General features: G+C 68.7%; 15 protein-coding genes and 1 tRNA gene. 6 read left to right on the top strand and 10 right to left on the bottom strand.

The features are described from left to right. Nucleotides 1-103 precede the first annotated feature (103 nt). Entirely contained in the window at nt 104-541 is a 438-nt protein-coding gene (locus tag ACQPYS_RS03990) for an Hsp20/alpha crystallin family protein (RefSeq protein WP_433492966.1), read from the top strand. Between the two features lie 751 nt (nt 542-1,292). On the opposite strand, the gene ACQPYS_RS03985 is transcribed toward ACQPYS_RS03990, so the two are convergent. Both ACQPYS_RS03985 and ACQPYS_RS03980 read right to left on the bottom strand, forming a co-directional pair. Then, nucleotides 1,293-4,607, bottom strand: coding sequence for an error-prone DNA polymerase (locus tag ACQPYS_RS03985; protein WP_433491725.1), 3,315 nt, complete (start codon nt 4,605-4,607; stop codon nt 1,293-1,295). A gap of 6 nt (nt 4,608-4,613) precedes the next feature. Beyond that, complete coding sequence (locus tag ACQPYS_RS03980; RefSeq protein ID WP_431940662.1) at nt 4,614-5,066, bottom strand: hypothetical protein; 453 nt, start codon at nt 5,064-5,066, stop codon at nt 4,614-4,616. 134 nt (nt 5,067-5,200) lie between these two features. Here ACQPYS_RS03980 and ACQPYS_RS03975 point away from each other — a divergent pair, with 134 nt between their 5' ends. Together ACQPYS_RS03975 and ACQPYS_RS03970 are read left to right on the top strand one after the other, a co-directional pair. After that, nucleotides 5,201-6,220 (top strand): SDR family NAD(P)-dependent oxidoreductase, encoded by a 1,020-nt coding sequence (locus ACQPYS_RS03975; protein WP_433491724.1) that lies wholly within the window; start codon nt 5,201-5,203, stop codon nt 6,218-6,220. 39 nt (nt 6,221-6,259) lie between these two features. Next, nucleotides 6,260-6,823 carry a TetR family transcriptional regulator C-terminal domain-containing protein gene (locus ACQPYS_RS03970; protein WP_433491723.1) on the top strand — a complete coding sequence of 188 codons (564 nt, stop codon included), beginning with the start codon at nt 6,260-6,262 and terminating at the stop codon, nt 6,821-6,823. A gap of 10 nt (nt 6,824-6,833) precedes the next feature. Here the strand turns inward: ACQPYS_RS03970 and ACQPYS_RS03965 are convergent, their stop codons facing one another. Beyond that, entirely contained in the window at nt 6,834-8,090 is a 1,257-nt protein-coding gene (locus ACQPYS_RS03965) for a serine hydrolase domain-containing protein (RefSeq protein ID WP_433491722.1), read from the bottom strand. A 138-nt stretch (nt 8,091-8,228) separates the two neighbouring features. Between ACQPYS_RS03965 and ACQPYS_RS03960 the strand changes: the two genes are divergently transcribed. After that, entirely contained in the window at nt 8,229-8,579 is a 351-nt protein-coding gene (locus tag ACQPYS_RS03960; RefSeq protein WP_433491721.1) for a hypothetical protein, read from the top strand. A 139-nt stretch (nt 8,580-8,718) separates the two neighbouring features. Beyond that, complete coding sequence (locus ACQPYS_RS03955; protein ID WP_433491720.1) at nt 8,719-9,024, top strand: hypothetical protein; 306 nt, start codon at nt 8,719-8,721, stop codon at nt 9,022-9,024. Nucleotides 9,025-9,054: 30 nt separating this feature from the next. Here ACQPYS_RS03955 and ACQPYS_RS03950 read toward each other — a convergent pair whose 3' ends face one another. The 3 genes from ACQPYS_RS03950 to ACQPYS_RS03940 all read right to left on the bottom strand — a co-directional run bounded on the left by ACQPYS_RS03950 (nt 9,055) and on the right by ACQPYS_RS03940 (nt 11,787). After that, entirely contained in the window at nt 9,055-9,666 is a 612-nt protein-coding gene (locus ACQPYS_RS03950; RefSeq protein ID WP_431940667.1) for a D-sedoheptulose-7-phosphate isomerase, read from the bottom strand. Beyond that, nucleotides 9,663-10,382: a hydrogenase assembly protein HupF gene (locus tag ACQPYS_RS03945; RefSeq protein WP_433491719.1), complete on the bottom strand. Its 720-nt coding sequence runs from the start codon at nt 10,380-10,382 to the stop codon at nt 9,663-9,665. The genes ACQPYS_RS03950 and ACQPYS_RS03945 overlap by 4 nt, the downstream gene beginning before the upstream one ends. Before the next feature lie 415 nt (nt 10,383-10,797). Beyond that, nucleotides 10,798-11,787 carry a sulfite exporter TauE/SafE family protein gene (locus ACQPYS_RS03940; RefSeq protein WP_431940669.1) on the bottom strand — a complete coding sequence of 330 codons (990 nt, stop codon included), beginning with the start codon at nt 11,785-11,787 and terminating at the stop codon, nt 10,798-10,800. A 182-nt stretch (nt 11,788-11,969) separates the two neighbouring features. On the opposite strand from ACQPYS_RS03940, the gene ACQPYS_RS03935 reads away from it, so the two are divergent. After that, nucleotides 11,970-12,989, top strand: a complete 1,020-nt coding sequence (locus tag ACQPYS_RS03935) for an NADP-dependent oxidoreductase (RefSeq protein WP_433491718.1) — start codon at nt 11,970-11,972, stop codon at nt 12,987-12,989. A gap of 99 nt (nt 12,990-13,088) precedes the next feature. Here the strand turns inward: ACQPYS_RS03935 and ACQPYS_RS03930 are convergent, their stop codons facing one another. The 4 genes from ACQPYS_RS03930 to ACQPYS_RS03915 all read right to left on the bottom strand — a co-directional run bounded on the left by ACQPYS_RS03930 (nt 13,089) and on the right by ACQPYS_RS03915 (nt 16,432). Continuing rightward, entirely contained in the window at nt 13,089-13,709 is a 621-nt protein-coding gene (locus ACQPYS_RS03930) for a DUF6069 family protein (RefSeq protein ID WP_063035662.1), read from the bottom strand. 553 nt (nt 13,710-14,262) lie between these two features. Beyond that, nucleotides 14,263-14,336 (bottom strand) — tRNA-Leu (locus ACQPYS_RS03925). 57 nt (nt 14,337-14,393) lie between these two features. Further along, entirely contained in the window at nt 14,394-14,948 is a 555-nt protein-coding gene (locus ACQPYS_RS03920) for a hypothetical protein (RefSeq protein ID WP_063035660.1), read from the bottom strand. Nucleotides 14,949-14,953: 5 nt separating this feature from the next. Then, complete coding sequence (locus ACQPYS_RS03915; protein WP_433491717.1) at nt 14,954-16,432, bottom strand: amino acid permease; 1,479 nt, start codon at nt 16,430-16,432, stop codon at nt 14,954-14,956. Nucleotides 16,433-16,470 lie beyond the last annotated feature (38 nt).

Below are 16,470 nucleotides of genomic sequence, written 5' to 3'. Positions count from 1 at the left end.
TTTTCTATGGAAGGTACTTGCACTTCATTTGGCTCAGTGCTACATATTACTTGTGTCAGTTGACATAGATTATCTGGTTTCTCTTCAAGAGTGAAGGAGTGAACTGGAGGTGGCGACCATGTTGATGCGCACCGATCCCTTCCGTGATCTGGACCGTCTGACCCAGCAGGTCTTCGGCACGCACGCTCGCCCAGCGGTGATGCCGATGGATGCCTGGCGCGAGGGTGACGAATTCTTCGTCGAACTCGACCTGCCCGGTATCGACCCGGACTCACTGGATCTGGACGTGGAACGCAATGTGGTGACCGTGCGGGCATCACGGCCGGAGCTGGATTCGGGCCGGTCGATGCTCGCCGCGGAGCGGACCCGCGGTGTGTTCAGCCGTCAGCTGTTCCTGGGCGAGAACCTCGATACGAACGCGATCCGCGCCGACTACCGCGACGGTGTACTGCGGTTGGTGATCCCGGTTTCGGAGCAGGCCAAGCCCCGCAAGATCGAGATCGCGCGCCACGACCACGAGCATCAGGCCCTCACCGCCTGACCGTCCGGGTCGGCGCCGAGACCAGGAGGCCGACCATGCACACACCGATCGTTACCGGCGAGAGCAGGTGGTCGGGCGTGGAGTCCCGGCTACTCGAACTGGACCATGATCTCGCGGAGTTGTTCGCCGAGGTCGAGGAGACATTGCGCGTGGCCCGGCTCCGATGGGCGCCGCGGCTGGGCACGGTCCGCGCCCCACGGCCACGGAAAGCGATCTCTCGACGACCGGCACCCCGGGGCCACGGACGTCGGCCGAGTCCGGGCCGCGCCTACGAGCGCGGCCCGCCCGGGGTGGCCGAGATACCCCGACGCCCGAACAGTCACGGAAGCGAGGTGATGCCCGTTCCGATAATTCCAGCACAGGGTATGCGCCGGGCGACAGGGCGCGCCGAACCCATAGGCCTGCAATGGCACACAGCGACGAGTCCGCACGCAGCGGACCGGTGCCCGCCACTGGATGTGGCGCCGCAGGCCGACCCCGTTTCTGTTCCCGGCCGCAGCCTTGGTCATTGATTCTCCGATTTCATCCAGCGACGGGTGGGCCCGGTCGGCCGTCTTCCGGGCCCACCCGGACTTCCACAGCGATTGCCCGCGGGCGAGGTCCGCGGGAGTGCCGCACCGTTCTCGGCGGCGGCGACCTCGATCGCCCGAATAGAGCACGTTCGACGCGTCCGTACGGGCCGGCGTCGGACATAGGACGGCGGCCACCATGGACGAGAACAGCGAGCGCGCCGGCCGGAGGCGACGCCGAATTACCTGAAGTCCCGGGAGCGGGAGGCTATGCGCATGTCCAAGCGGCTCAGATGCTCGGCGTAGATGCTCACCGCGCCTTCCGCGTTCTGTATCCGGCCGCGGATCAGCAGTGCCGGGGAACTCTGCGCGGTGCGACGGTACCGGGTCCACAACCCGGCCGAGCACACCACATTCACCATGCCGGTTTCGTCTTCCAGGTTCAGGAAGGTGACCCCGCCGGCGGTGGCGGGACGCTGCCGGTGGGTCACCGCACCGCCGACCAGTACCCGGGTGCCGTCGGGGACCGAGAGCAGATCGGCGGCCGGGATCACCCCGAGCGCGTCGAGGCGGGAGCGCAGGAATTCGGTGGGGTAGCTGCCGGGTGAGACGCCGGTCGCCCAGACGTCGGCGGCGGCGTATTCGAGCTCGCTCATCCCGGGCAGGGTGGGTGTGGTGGTGGAGGCGCCGGTCCCGGGCAGACGGTCGGGCCGTTCTCCGGCCGCCGCACCGGCTGCCCATAATGCTTCGCGGCGGGAGTAACCCAGGCTGCCGAGCGCACCGGCGGTGGCCAGGGCTTCCGCCTGCGGGACGGTCATCTCCACGCGCCCGGTGAGATCGAGGAACGACGTGTAGGGCCCACCCTCGGCCCGGGCGGCCACAATCCTTTCCGCGAGGTCCGAACCGATGGAGCGCACGGCCGCCAGACCCAGCCGCACCTCGGTCCCATGCCGTTCCAGGGTGGCCTCGGCCGCGCCGGCATTGATATCCGGACCGTGCACGACGACCCCGTGCCGGCGGGCATCGGCGACCAGTGATTGCGGCGAATAGAAACCCATCGGCTGGGCGCGCAGCAGCCCCGCGCAGAACGCCGCCGGATAGTGCAGTTTGAACCAGGCGGAATAGAACACCAGCGCGGCGAAACTCTGTGAATGGCTCTCCGGGAAACCGAAATTCGCGAAGGCACGGAGTTTCTCGTAGATGCGGTCGGCGAGTTCACCGGTGATGCCGTGTAGATCCCGCATGCCCTGGTACAGCCGGCCCCGCAACCTGTCCATCTTCTCAGGGGACCGTTTCGATCCCATGGCCCGCCGCAACTGATCGGCCTCGGCGGCGGTGAATCCCGCGACGTCCACGGCCATCTGCATGAGTTGTTCCTGGAACAGCGGCACCCCGAGGGTGCGCTCGAGCGAATTGCGCAGGGCTTCGTGATCGAAGGTGACCTCCTCCAGCCCGTTCTTCCGGCGGATGTACGGATGCACCGAACCGCCCTGGATCGGGCCGGGCCGGATCAACGCCACCTCGACCACCAGGTCGAAGAATTTCCGCGGTTTCAATCGCGGCAGGGTCGCCATCTGGGCCCGCGATTCCACCTGGAACACACCCACCGAATCGGCTCGGGAGAGCATCTCGTACACCCCGGGTTCGGCGAGGTCCAGGGTGTGCAGTTCGACCGTGACGCCGATGTGCTCACGTACCAGGTCGATCATGTAGTGCAGGGCGGAGAGCATGCCCAGGCCCAGTAGATCGAATTTCACCAGACCCGCCGCGGCGCAATCGTCCTTATCCCACTGCAGCACACTGCGGTCGGCCATCCGCGCCCATTCCACCGGGCATACGTCGGCGATGGGCCGGTCGCAGATCACCATGCCGCCGGAGTGGATGCCCAGGTGCCGCGGCAGTCCTTCGATATCGGCGGCCAGCGCCAGTACCGGTTCGGGAATACCGGTCCCGGTTTCCGAACCGACACCCGTCCACCGGCTCACCTGTTTACTCCAGGCATCCTGCTGCCCGGGAGCGAAGCCGAGTGCGCGAGCCGCGTCGCGGACCGCGGATTTGCCACGGTAGGTGATCACATTCGCCACCTGCGCCGCATTCTCCCGGCCGTACCGGCGATAGACGTATTGGATCGCTTCCTCACGACGGTCCGATTCGATATCCACATCGATATCGGGAGGCCCGTCGCGTTCCTGGGAGAGGAACCGCTCGAACAGCAATTTATTCGCGACGGGGTCTACGTTGGTGATCCCGATGGCGTAGCAGACCGCGGAATTGGCGGCCGAGCCTCGACCCTGGCACAGAATGTCGTGCTCCTGGCAGAACCGCACGATATCGTGCACCACCAGGAAATATCCCGGGAAACCAAGCCGCGCGACGACCGCGAGTTCGTGTTCGAGCTGCCGGTAGGCGGCCGGGTTCGCGGCGGGCGGACCGTAGCGGGCGGCGGCGCCGCGCCGGGTGAGTTCACGCAACCAGGAGTTCTCGTCGTGGCCGGCGGGCACATCGAAGGGCGGTAGCCGGGGCGCGATCAGCCGCAGATCGAACGCGCATTCGCGGGCCAGTTCCACCGAGTTCGGCACGGCCGCGGGAAATTCGGCGAACAACCGGGCCATCTCCGTCCCCGACCGCAGATAACCGCCCCCGGTGGGGGCGAGCCAGCCGGCGAGATCGTCGAGGCTACGCCGAGCCCGGATGGCGGCCAGGGCCGCGGCGCGACGGCTGCGGTCCGGGGTCGCGAAATGCGCGGCGGTGGTGGCGATCACCGGCACTCCGACCCGGTCGGCGATCGCGGCCAGCACGGTATTGCCCTCGTCGTCGGTAGGCAGACCGTGCCGGGTGAGTTCCACGGTCACCCGGTCGGGGCCGAAGCGTTCACACAGTTCCCGTAGCGCCGTCTCGGCGCGCAGCGGCCGGCCACCCGCGTAAAGATCCTGGGTCAGCGCCCGCCGGACCTTACCCTTGCGGCAGCCGGTGAGGATCTGCCAGTGACCACCGGCCGCCTCGGTGAGAGCGTCGAGATCGTAGCGCAGGATCCCCTTCTCCCCGGCCGCCATATGCGCGGCGGCGAGCTGCCGAGACAACCGGCGATAGCCCTCCTGTCCGCGGGCCAGGACCAGCAGATGTTCACCGTCCGGATCGGGGTCACCCGTGCGAGGTGCCGAATCGGTCTGCCGGGCACCGGATTCCACGAGGGTGAGTTCGGCTCCGTACACTGCGGCGATCCCGTGCTCGGCGGCGGCCTCGGCGAATCGGACCACCCCGTAATAGCCGTTGTGATCGGTGAGCGCGATCGCCGAGAGCCCCAGCCGCGCGGCTTCGGCGACCATCTCCTCCGGCTGCGAGGCCCCGTCCAGGAAACTGAACGCCGAATGCGCGTGCAGTTCCGCGTACGGCACAACCGGGCCGGGCGGGTCCGCCGGTTCGGGCAGGTACGCACCGCGACTATTGCTCCAGGCCGGGGCGTCACCGCCGTCGCCGGGAAACTGCCCGGGCTTCGGCCGCCCGGACAGTACCCGCTCCATCTCGGCCCAGCTCGGCGGGCCGTTACTCCATCCCATATCGCGTCAGCAGGCCACCCGTTCGGTGGACTGTGCCTCCAGCAGTGTCGCCACATGGTCCACCCCGGCCCGGATCACCCGGCCGTAGGCATCGTCGGCGAGCACGTTCGCGTGCCCGCGTGCCAGCGCCAGTTGCATTCGCGCCGCGTCGAAATCGCCGACCAGCCGGTGACTGTCGGCCAGGCTCAGATACAGGGACGGGAGGAATCCCAGGAGTCCTTCGCCCAGCGGGACGCCGGGCACGAAGGCCGAGTCGAGCGCCCGGGTATCCCAGAACAACGCGCCTTCGGCGGTCTCCTGCACATCCGCCAGATGGTGGGCCACCACGCTCCGGTACAGCGGCTCCCCGGCCGGCCCGAGCTGATCCCACAGCAGTTGCAGCGCCTGGCGCGCCGCCTCCCGATTCACACCGCCGAGCCGCACCGCGGCATAGATATCCGCCATCCGATCGTCCGTCATGAGTTGAGTATCGCACATACGTTCGAATACCGAGAGTGGAAATCGAACCTGTTTTCGAACACCGGGCCGACTCTGGCACACTTTCTTACTTTGGAGTAAGTTCGGCCGGGGAAACCTGCGCGAAGGGGTTGTTCATGAGCGATTCCAGGACCGGCCAGGCCGAACGCGAACTCGCCGGACGGCATGTCCTCATCACCGGCGCCTCGTCCGGCATCGGACGGGCCGCGGCGCTGGCCGTCGCGCGGAAGGGCGCCGTGGCGCTCCTGCTCGCTCGCCGCGAAGACGAACTCGCCACCGTGGTGGCGGAGATCCGGGCGGCGGGTGGCCGGGCCTACGGCTACCCCTGCGATATCACCGACTCCGCCTCGGTGGAGGTGACCCTGGACAAGCTACTCGGCGAGCACGGCCGGGTAGACATGCTGGTGAACAATGCCGGTCGTTCCATCCGCCGGGCAATCCACCGCTCCACCGACCGGTTGCACGACTACGAACGCACCATGGCGGTCAACTACTTCGGCGCGCTGCGGCTCACCCTGGCATTGCTACCGCAGATGCGCGAGCGCAAATTCGGCCATATCGTCAACATCAGCAGCGCGGGCGTGCAGGTCGCCACCCCGCGGTACTCCGCCTACCTGGCGAGCAAGGCAGCATTGGACAAGTTCACCGAGGTCGCGGCGGTGGAGACCATGGCCGACGGGGTCACCTTCACCACCATCCACCTGCCCCTGGTCCGGACCCCCATGATCGCCCCGTCCGGTGATCAGGGCGGCCGGGCCGAATCGCCGGAATGGGCGGCCGCGACCATCGTGCGCGCGCTCACCCAGCGTCCCCGGCGGATCGACGTGCCGATCGGCACCCTCGGTGAGTACGGCGCGATGTTCGCCCCGCGGCTGCGTGACTTCGTCCTGCACCGCTACTACCGGATGATCCCGGACTCCCCCGCCGCCCGGGGCGAACAAACCGAATCCGCCCCGGTCACCGCACCGGACTCGCAGGCGGACGCACCCGTCGTACACCGCATCGGCGACCAGCACCCAGCGCCACGCTCACGCTGGAGCCGCACCCCGCTGCCCCGGGCGGGAGCTCGGGCGGCACGCGGCGCCGGGATCGCGCTGCGGCGCGCGGCCCGTTGGGTGCCGGGCACCCACTGGTGAGCAGGCCCGTCCCGCCGTGTGTGGAAAGGAACGCCGATCGTGACCGACGAGGGTAACGCCGTGTTCGATGCCGTCCTCGACCTGGTGGCCTCGCGCGGGATCACCGAGACAACGCTGCGCCGGGTGGCCGACCGCTCCGGCGTCGACGGCAAGACGCTTCGCCGGCAATACGGTAGCCAGTTCGGCCTTTTCATGACCGCCGCCAAGACACTCGAATTCGATCGCGACCGCCGCCTCGCAGCGGTCGGTGGCGAACCACGCAGCGACTCGGTGGCCGACCGCCGCGCCTACCTCGAGGCGGTCACCCGCGCACTGCTGCCCGACCCCACCGACCGACGGCGCCTGCTGCTGTGCACCGAGATCGTCGCCGGTGCCCGGCTGGTACACGGGATAGAGGTCGAAACCGCAAGGATGCGCCGCTCCGACCGCGCCATCGTCGCCACCGCGCTCACCCGGACCGGGGTGGCCGATGTCGAACTCGAAACGGAACGGCTACTCGCCCTGATCAGCGGCCTGGCCTTCGAACTCGCCTATCCGCACGGCGCGGGCGAGGGCACGGCCGACCCGGTGATACGCCACCACATCGCCACCATCGTGCACTGACCGCGCGGTCTCAGAGCTCGAAGATCCGCTCGGCGGGCGGCAGCGGCCGGAATGCTCCCGAGATCTGCGCCACCAACTGCCAGGGGCGTTCACCGTCCACCGAGGATTTGCCGTTGGTCAGGATGGCCCCGCTCAGCCCGCGCGCCGGATCGGCCCAGCCGTATTGCGTGGTGAACCCGCTGCGGCCGAAATGCGCGGTCGTATCGTGCCCGAATTTCGAACGGTGCCCGCCCAGTTCGTAACCGGCCCGGCTCACCCGCCCCGCCACCCCGGGAACCCGAGGTGCGGGCAGTACCGCGTCACGCACCGTCTCGGTCCGCATGATCCGGACGCCGTCGAGTTCGCCGCCGCGCGCGAGGATCTCGTAGAATCTGGACAGTTCGGCGGCGGTGGTGACCAGATTCCCCGACGGCAGTTCGGCGGTGAGGAAGGACCGATTCGATTCTCGGTTCACCGCGTCGGAGGCGAAGCCACCGCCCAACGCCCGCCCGGCGATGAAGGACGCCAGCTTCGACGGCGGGGGGCCGGTTTTCACGCTCGGCACCACCGCGTCCACATCCTCGGGCCGGACACCCAGATTCGTCCACCGGAAGCCCAGCGGTTCCAGCACCTGTTCGGCGAGATGATCCTTGAGCCGCTTACCGGTGGCCCGCTGTACCAGCAGCCGCTGGATGAGCCCACTGGTCAGGGCGTGGTACACGCGGAAACGTCCAGCCGGGTAACTCGGCTTCAGATCGACCAGACCGCGCAGGCACAGTTCCTCGTCGAAAACCATTTCGTGCCCGCGGTAGGGACGGGTCACGAACGGGACACCGGCGGTGTGGGTGAGTACATGCCCGATGGTGATCGCCGCCTTGCCGTTGGCGGCGAATTCGGGAATGTAATCGCTGACCCGATCGTCGAACGCGAAGGCGCCCTGCTCGATGAGCATGAACATCACCGCCGCGGAAACGCCTTTCGCGGTGGAGAATCCGCAGAACGGCGACTCCGTGGTCACCGGGACGCGTTCGGCCGCCGGGTCGTCGCCGGGTGCGTTGCCCCGGCTGTGGCCGATCGCCCGGTTCAGCACGACCCGCCCGTTGCGGCGCAGACAGATCTGGATAGCCGGGGTCGCGCCCAGTCGGTACCACTCCTGTACCGCGTCCCAGATCGATTCGATCTCCGCCGGGCTCGGCCCGCCGGGCCCGACGTCCTCCTCCGGACCGACAGCGGTGATGTCGTCCAGTTCGGCGGCGACCGGGACCAGGAGCGCGGTATCTGCCTTCACACGCCCCAGGGTAGCCATGCCGCCGGGGTGGCGACGGCCGTCGAACGACCCGGACGCGACCGGCCGGGGTCTCGGTCGGTGTAAGCCGTGGGCCCACCACCTACCACCGGTGACCAGGCGGTCCGCCATCCACGAGGGATGGTGACGGAGATCACCGGCGGTCACCCCGGCGCATTGTGCCCTGATCAAGAGAACAACCGCTTGTTCTCCATCTGCCGGGAGGTGGCCATGGCATCGGTGCACACGCGCCTGTCCCGGGCGCACATCTGGTTGCTCACCCTGTCGTCGATGGCCGGCGCCTTGGCCATCGCGGCCATGGCCGCCCTCTACACCGCGCTCCCCGAGATCGCCGCCGATACCGGCGCCACCCAGCAGCGGCTCACCTGGGTGATCGACGGTTACACCCTCGCGCCGGCCTGCCCGATCCTGTTCTCCGGCGCCCTGGGCGACCGGTTCGGCCGCCGCATCATGAGGTGCCCGGCCCGGTGATGTTCGCGATCGCCGTATCGCGGTCGACAGCTCCTACCTCGATGCGCTCTGGCCGCCACTGATCCTGAGCACCGGCCTGGGTCTGTGCACCGCCCCGACCGCCGCGATCATCAACGGCACGCCCGCGGAGAAACACGGGGTGGCCTCAGCGGTGAACGACGCCTCCCGGGAGGTCGGGGCGGCGATCGATATCGCGATCTCCGACAGCATCCTCGCCGCCGGCTACGCCGACCGGATCGCTCCGGCACTGCCCCGGCTGCCCGACGCGGCCCGCGGCCCGGTCGGCGATTCGCTGGCCACCGCGCTGGAGGTCGCCGAGCGGGGTGGTCCGGCGGCCGCGCCGCTCGCGGCGTTCGCCGAGGAAGCCTTCGTCCACGATGCCGCACAGGCGGCGCCGGCCCTGGGCGTCCTCACCGTGGTGATGGCGTTCGCGCTGGGTGCGTAGGCACCCGGCCGCCGGACCACCCGCACCGATTCAGCCGCCGACGGCGCCGTGCTGATGAACCGACAGCCACAGCGCGTACCCGAGCAGTGCCTGCGTCTCGTGGATCCGGTGCGGGCAGCGCGAATCGACCACCAGCAGGCGGTCCACCGTGTCACCGTGGACGAACCCGCCGCCGTCGCGACCGGCGAAACCGATCGTGTACATCCCGCGCCTCCGGGCCTCGGCCAGTCCCGCCAGCAGATCGGGCGAGTCGCCGCCACCCGATATGGCCACCGCGATATCGCCGGACTGTCCGCGCGCGGCCAGCTGGCGCGCGAACACCGATTCGAAGCCGCAGTCGTCGCCGACCGCGGTGAGTACCGCCTCGTCGGCGGACAGCGACCACGCCGGCAGCGCGATACCGTCCGGCGGCCGGGCGAACAGCGTCGCAACCGTCGCGGCATCCGTCGCGCTGCCACCGTTTCCGAAGACGAAAAGCCGGCCGCCGTCGGTGAAGCGGCGCGCCATCTCCCGGGCGGCCGCGGCGACCGGTTCCGCGTTCGCCGCGAGAGCCCGCGTCCGTACATCGACGCTCTCCGCGGCCCGTACCTGCGCGCAGGCGGCCAATTCATCGAGCAGCGCACCCGCCTCGTTCGACGTCATCGCTCGTCCTCCACTCCGGCCGTACTCACCGCCATACCGGCGTGCACCAGCACCAGATCCCCGGGCCGTACCGGTTCGACGAAGGTTGTCGTGACGGTTTCGGTGCCCAGCGGCGTACGGACACGCGCCGTCCCGTCACCGAGCGGAATCACCACCTCACCCAGCCTGCCTTCTTCGCGGCCGGCCTCCCGGCGGTCCGGCCGATGCTCCGGCGCGACCAAGCCGGGATGCAGGAAACATCGCTGGGTGAGCTCCCACAGCAGGTGGTAGAGCAGTACCAGATCACCCCTGGCCGAAAGCCGGGACTCCGGGCCGTCCAGCCACAGCAGATGGTCGGTGAGTCCGGTGGCCGGCCGCGGTCCCGACCCGATCCAGATGGTGTGCACACCCCAGGCCGGGCTGCGCACCAGCAGCGACCGCACCTGCGGCTCATGCGCGGCGGCGATCGCGAGCACCATATCGCCGGGGCGAGCCGAAACCCGGGCGGTGTCCACGAGGTTCGGCCCGGTCAACGCGACAGCAGGCAGGGTACGCCCGCCGGTGGCCGCCGGATGTACGAATTCGACGGCGATGTGCTGGGCATGCGGTTCCCAGGAGGGCGCGACACACCACAACGTCGCGCCGGCCGCGAATCGCCGGGCCAGCGCCAGCGCCGCCGCCGCCAGGTCCTCGGCCAGGTCGGCACGAAAAGGCGTGGCCGCCAAGAGATCGTTCACCTCGGCACCACCCCGCCGACAGCCACGACCGGGGCTTCACCGCCGTAGTCGGAGCTCTCGCTGATCCGGCCCGGAATGCCCCAACACATCTCAGTCCTCCTCTGGCGATCGGACGCGATGACCGAAACACGATGGCGTGCCGATGTTTCCGGCCACCGACCGTTGTCCAGCCCTATCGGTGCGGTACTACCCGGCTGTTACGAAAATACGAATTCCGGTCACGAACCCGCCTTACCCACCGACCGGTGCCGGGCGCGCCGACGGAAGAAGCCGCATCCGGCGGGCACTTGCGAACCCGCTCGAGCGCGCACACAGACGAAGGCGCCCGGCTGCCCGGACATGTTGTCCGGGCAGCCGGGCGCTGTCCCCTCACCCTCCGGTCTCACCGCGCGAAGGCGTACCGGCCGATCGGCGACTACCCGACCGGCACCTGCGTCGCGTCCGCGGAGCCTTCACCGGCGGCTTCGGTGCCGGCGGCCCCCGCCGCCACCGGGTCGGCAGCGTCCGCGACCGCGGTCCCGGCGGAGTCTTCGGTGGCCGGGACGGTCCTGGACTTCCGCCACGCGAAGACGGTGAGCGCGACCGCCACGACGACGATCAGCACATAACCGATCGTGCGCGGCGCGCCGTCGATATCGAAGTGCTTGAACAGCGTGCGAGCGTTGGTGAGGACCAGCAGCCCACCGACACCGGTGCCCAGCACACCCGGGGTGATCCGGCTGACCAGCCAGGCCGCGAGCGGTGCGGCGATCACGCCGCCGAGCGCCAGACCCGCGATGATCAGCAGGTTGTCGAAGAAATCCGAACCGAGCCCCAGCAGGAAGCCGACGCTGGCGGAGGCCGAGACGATGAACTCCGAGGCACTCACCGAACCGATCACCGTGCGCGGCGCGGACCGTCCGGTGGTGAGCAGGGTACTGGTGGTGACCGGCCCCCAGCCGCCGCCACCGCTGGCGTCGATGAAGCCGCCGAACAGGCCGAGCGGGGTGAGGAATTTCGCGGAGTGCGCGGTCTTCTCCGAGGCGGCGAACTCCACCGGCGGTCGTGAGGAGAACCGGACGACCAGGAAGACACCGATCGCGAGAAGGATGCCGGCGGTGATCGGCGCGGCGGCTTCGGTGGAGATCCGCGACAGCACGGTCGCGCCCAGGAAGGCGCCGATACCGCCGGGCACACCCAGCCGTAATACGACCTTCCAGTCGATATTGCCGAACCGCCAGTGCGATGCCCCGGAGGCCAGGGTGGTGGCGACCTCGGCGAAGTGGACCGCCGCGCTCGCATGCGCGGCACCCGTGCCGCTGAGGACGAGCAGCGTCGTCGCGGTGACGCCGAAGGCCATCCCGAGCGTGCCGTCGACGATCTGCGCGCCGACACCCACAAGGGTGAAAACCAGTAACTTGATCATGACGGTGTGCTCCCCGAACCTGGACCGGACATCCGAGGGTATGACGTGGTCACGCGGTTGACACGGGTTGCGATCACCGTGAACGCAATACTGCCGGCCTGCCCGAGCGGCAGCCGGAACGGCGCCCGAGGGCGCGGAAATGAAGGCGACACCGGCGGCATTCCTGGGGCACACTGGCCGCCGTGACCGACCACACCTTCCGTCAGATGATCCTGAGCGAACGGCCGGCCGCCGGGATCACCGCCGATACTTTTGCCGAAAAGGCTAGCCCCTTCCCGGTATTGGAGAACGGTGAGGCTCTCGTGCGGGTGGAGTGGCTCGGTATCGACGCCACCCAGCGCACCTGGCTCAATCCTGCGACGACGTATACGACGCCGGTCGGTGTGGGCGAGGTGATGCGCGGCAGCGGAGTCGGGCGAGTGGTCGCCTCCCGCGACCCCGCGCTGCCGGAGGGACAGTGGGTCTACGGTGAGCTCGGCTGGCAGGAATACACCGTGGCGCGCGCCGGCGGCTTGTTCGGCGTGAATCCGGTGCCCCCGGGGATCGACCCCCGCCATATGCTCACCGTTTTCGGCGTGAGCGGGTTGACCGCCTATATCGGGATCACCCGAGTGCTGGAGGTCGCGGAAACCGATGCGGTGCTGGTCACCGGCGCCGCCGGCAGTGTCGGATCGCTGGCCGGGCAGGTCGCGCGGCTACTCGGTGCGCGGGTGCTCGGCACCGCGGGTACGCCGGAGAAAGTGGACTGGGTGCGCGAAACCGCCCGTTTCGACGCCTGCCTGAATTATCGCACCGACGACGTCCCCGCCGCGCTGCGCGCATTCGCCCCCGACGGGTTGACCGCGGTCTTCGACAATATCGGTGGAACTCTGCTGGAGAACGCACTGGACAATCTGTCCCTGCACGCCCGGATCGCGCTCTGCGGATCGATCTCTTCCGGCTACACAGCCGCCGGCTACGGGGCCGGACCCGCGAACTACATGCAGCTGGCCTTCCGCCGGGCCCGCATGGAGGGCTTCATCTTCTACGACCATCACGCCGATTTCCCGGCGGCACTGTCCCGGCTCGCGGGCTGGGTCGCGGCGGGCGAGCTGGTCTGGGCCGAGGATATCGTCGACGGTCTCGAGAACTCCCCGGCAGCCCTGCAGCGCATCTTCGACGGGTCCAACCTCGGTAAGCAACTCGTCCGGGTCCGGTCGTGAGTCCCCTGACCCTGCTGAGGCCAGCGCACGCGGCGCGCATCCGGGTCCCGGCCGCCGACAGCGCCCGGGACCCGGCGCGACGGCACCGGACGTAAGGACTCAGTACTGCGCCTGCGGGCGCCGGATGATCGCCCCGGACCCGATCCCGCCGAGCAGCGAGATGATGCACAACCCCGCGATCAGGTTGATCACGGCCGTGGCGATCTTGGCATCCACCCCGGCGACCAGGGTGAACGGCACCAGTGTCGCCAGCGCGGTGACCAGTCCGGTGATCCAGTAGAAGAACTGCATCGGGCTGGGCATCAGGGCGAGCAGCAGGTTCAGCAGACCGGTCGCGGCGATCGCGGCGGCCCCACCGGCCACGGCGTACGAAGTGGTCGAGACCGTGCCGTAGGCGCCCTCACCCTCCGGTGAGAGGACCGCGATGTTCAGGATGCCGCGCACCAGCATGATCAGCACCACGATCACCAGCGCGACGACGATGGCCGTACCGACACCGCCCGCCCACAGCCGTCCGACATTGACCTTCGGTTCGTTCGATCGCTCGTTCGTCCGCTCGGGCCGGTCCGGCTGGTACCCGTATTCGACCTGATGCCCGTACTCCGGCTCCGTCGAGTGACCCTGCTGCTGGGGGTAACCCTGCTGCGGGTAGGCCTGCGTCCGAGGGTAACCCTGGCGGTGAGGGTCCTGGCGCCCGTAATTGTGCGGCGGTTCCGTCATAGGGGGAAAGTACCCCGCATGAGCTCCGCGACCCACCCGAATCGGTAGGCGCATGTCGGGCACCGCACCGGCCGGATTCGTCCGCGCCGGGTGCGGACGCCCGCCGGGCCGGCGGGTTCGCTGAATCGACGGCCGCGGTAGGGCCGGCCGCGTTCCCGGAACCCGGTGACAGGACACGCCGTCATGCCCCACACGACCGATCCGGCTACGGATTTCACCGGCACGCGGCGGGCAGTTGCCCGGCTGCACACCGACCATGACGCATCCGAATTGGATGCGCTGGTGCAGCGTGACTCGCCTGCACGGTGCGGACGGACACTCGGGCCGTGCCGGCTGCGCTGATCGCGGTCCGACCCAATGAATCATGCCGCCGAGGTGGTTGTGATTCCGCATCTGGGATCACTCGAACCCGATACACCCTGGTGGGGTCATCGGTTCCGACCTCGGTCCGGCCGGACACGAGGGACCGCTGACCACCGCTCCGGGCAGGGGCTTGTGCCTGCAATACGGCCACGCCATCGTCGGACACCCTGTCCGACCTGCGGCGCAGTAGTGCCCCCAGTGGGACTCGAACCCACACTTGGCGGATTTTAAGTCCGCTGCCTCTGCCAATTGGGCTATGGGGGCGTGCGGACCACACACTACCGACTCGTACACCCGTACCGGAATACCCGTGAGTGGGAGTCACACTGTGGGATCTGTCTGAATCGCCTGGCATGCCTCCACCAGCACATCGGCGGCCAGCAAACCGGACTCCTCCGCCGCCTCGCGCACTTCGTCGGATAATTCGTAGTCCGTAGTCACCGCCAGCAACGCCAATTGGAGGGCTTCGCCCAGCTGTCCGAGCCGGCGGGCGATCACCAGTTCGTCCATTTCGGTACCCATGTTCTCCCAGCCCACCGGCTGCACCCCGTCGATGCGGTAGCGACGCAGGGTGTCCTCCCCGAGGACCTTCATGAAATCCACCGCCGAGGCCATACAGCGGTTGTTGGCGACCCGGTACTCGGTGCGGTCGGCGATTTTCTCGATGAGGACCGCGACGATGGTCGCGGCGGTGAACATGCCGTCGCACACCCGGGCGGGCGCGGCGACGGGTGGGCCCGGTGGCGCGGTGGCCAGACCGGTGGTCACCGCGTCGATCCATTCGACCACCAGATCCGTGCCGGACGCGTCGTCCCGCACCGGCCGGTGTACGGGCTGTATCTCCCGGCGCCGGAACCACCGCCACGATAGACCCATCGCGCTCACTCCTGTTCGGAAGCGGACCTACCGACCAGCGAATGCCGTCGGCCGTATGCGAAGTACATCACCAAACCGAGCAGCATCCAGACTACGAAACGCAGCCAGGTTTCGACCGAGAGATTCACCATCAACCACAGGCAGGACAGAACCGCCAGGATGGGCACGAAGGGCACCAGCGGCACCTTGAAGCCGCGCGGCAGGTCGGGCCGGGTGCGGCGCAGGACGACGACGCCGACGGAGACCAGCAGGAAGGCGAACAGGGTGCCGATGTTCACCATTTCCTCGAGAGTGCCGAACTCCACGAAACCGGCCAGGATCGCGCACACCACGCCGACGACGAGGGTGATCCGCACCGGCGTGCCGCGCTGACCGGTCCGCGCGAGCCAGCGCGGGGTGAGACCGTCGCGCGACATCGCGAACAACACGCGGGTCTGGCCGAGCAGCATCACCATGACCACGGTGGTCAGGCCGGCCAGGGCGCCGATGGAGATGATGTTCTTGGCCCAGGTGGCACCGTGCACCGCGAACGCGGTCGCCAGAGTCGCGTCGTCGCCGGCGAGGTCGGTGTAGGGGACCATGCCGGTGAGCACGATCGAGACGGCGACGTAGAGGATGGTGACCACGACCAGCGAGCCGAGAATGCCGCGCGGCAGATCCCGCTGCGGGTTCTTGGTCTCCTCGGCGGCAGTGGCGACCACGTCGAAGCCGATGAACGCGAAGAACACGAGGCTCGCCGCGGCCAGCAGACCGTACCAGCCGAAGCTGCTGTTACCGCCGCCGGTCACCCAGGAGAACAGCGACTGCGTGAGCCCCTGGCCCTGCTCGGTGGGCTGCGCCTCCGGGATGAACGGGCTCAGGTTGTCGGCGTCGAAGAAGGTGAGCCCGACAATGATGACCAGCAGGATCACCCCGACCTTGATCGCCACGGCGACCGCGGACACCCGCGAGGACAGTTTGGTGCCGAGCGCGAGGAGGGTGGTGAGCACCGCGATCAGCAGTACCGCACCCCAGTCGAAGGTCACACCACCTATATCCACCACCGCGGCACCCCGGTCGAACACCTGGCCCAGATACTGCGACCAGCCCTTGGACACCACGGCCGCCGCGAGCGCGAACTCGAGCAGCAGGTCCCAGCCGATGATCCAGGCCGCCAGCTCCCCGAAGGTGGCGTAGGAGAAGGTGTAGGCGCTGCCGGCCACCGGCACGGTGGAAGCGAACTCCGCATAGCACAGGGCGGTGAGACCGCAGGCGATGGCGGCGAAGACGAACGCCAGCGAGACGGCGGGTCCGGCGGTATTGCCCGCGGTGCGGGCGGTGAGGGTGAAGATACCGGCACCGATGACGACGGCGACGCCGAAGATCGCCAGGTCCCAGGCGGTGAGGTCTTTGCGCAGTTTCGTACCGGGTGCTTCGGTATCGCGGATCGACTGTTCCACGCTCTTGGTGCGGAACAGCGAATTTCGGCTGGTCGGCGTCGTCACTGCGGCCTCCTGATCTTTCCGGCGCGAGTACCGGGAAC

The sequence above is a fragment of the Nocardia grenadensis genome (assembly GCF_050942415.1).
Lineage (GTDB): Bacteria > Actinomycetota > Actinomycetes > Mycobacteriales > Mycobacteriaceae > Nocardia > Nocardia grenadensis.
The sequence above is the reverse complement of the archived record's forward strand: the minus strand, read 5'-3'. Positions and strand labels throughout refer to the sequence as shown.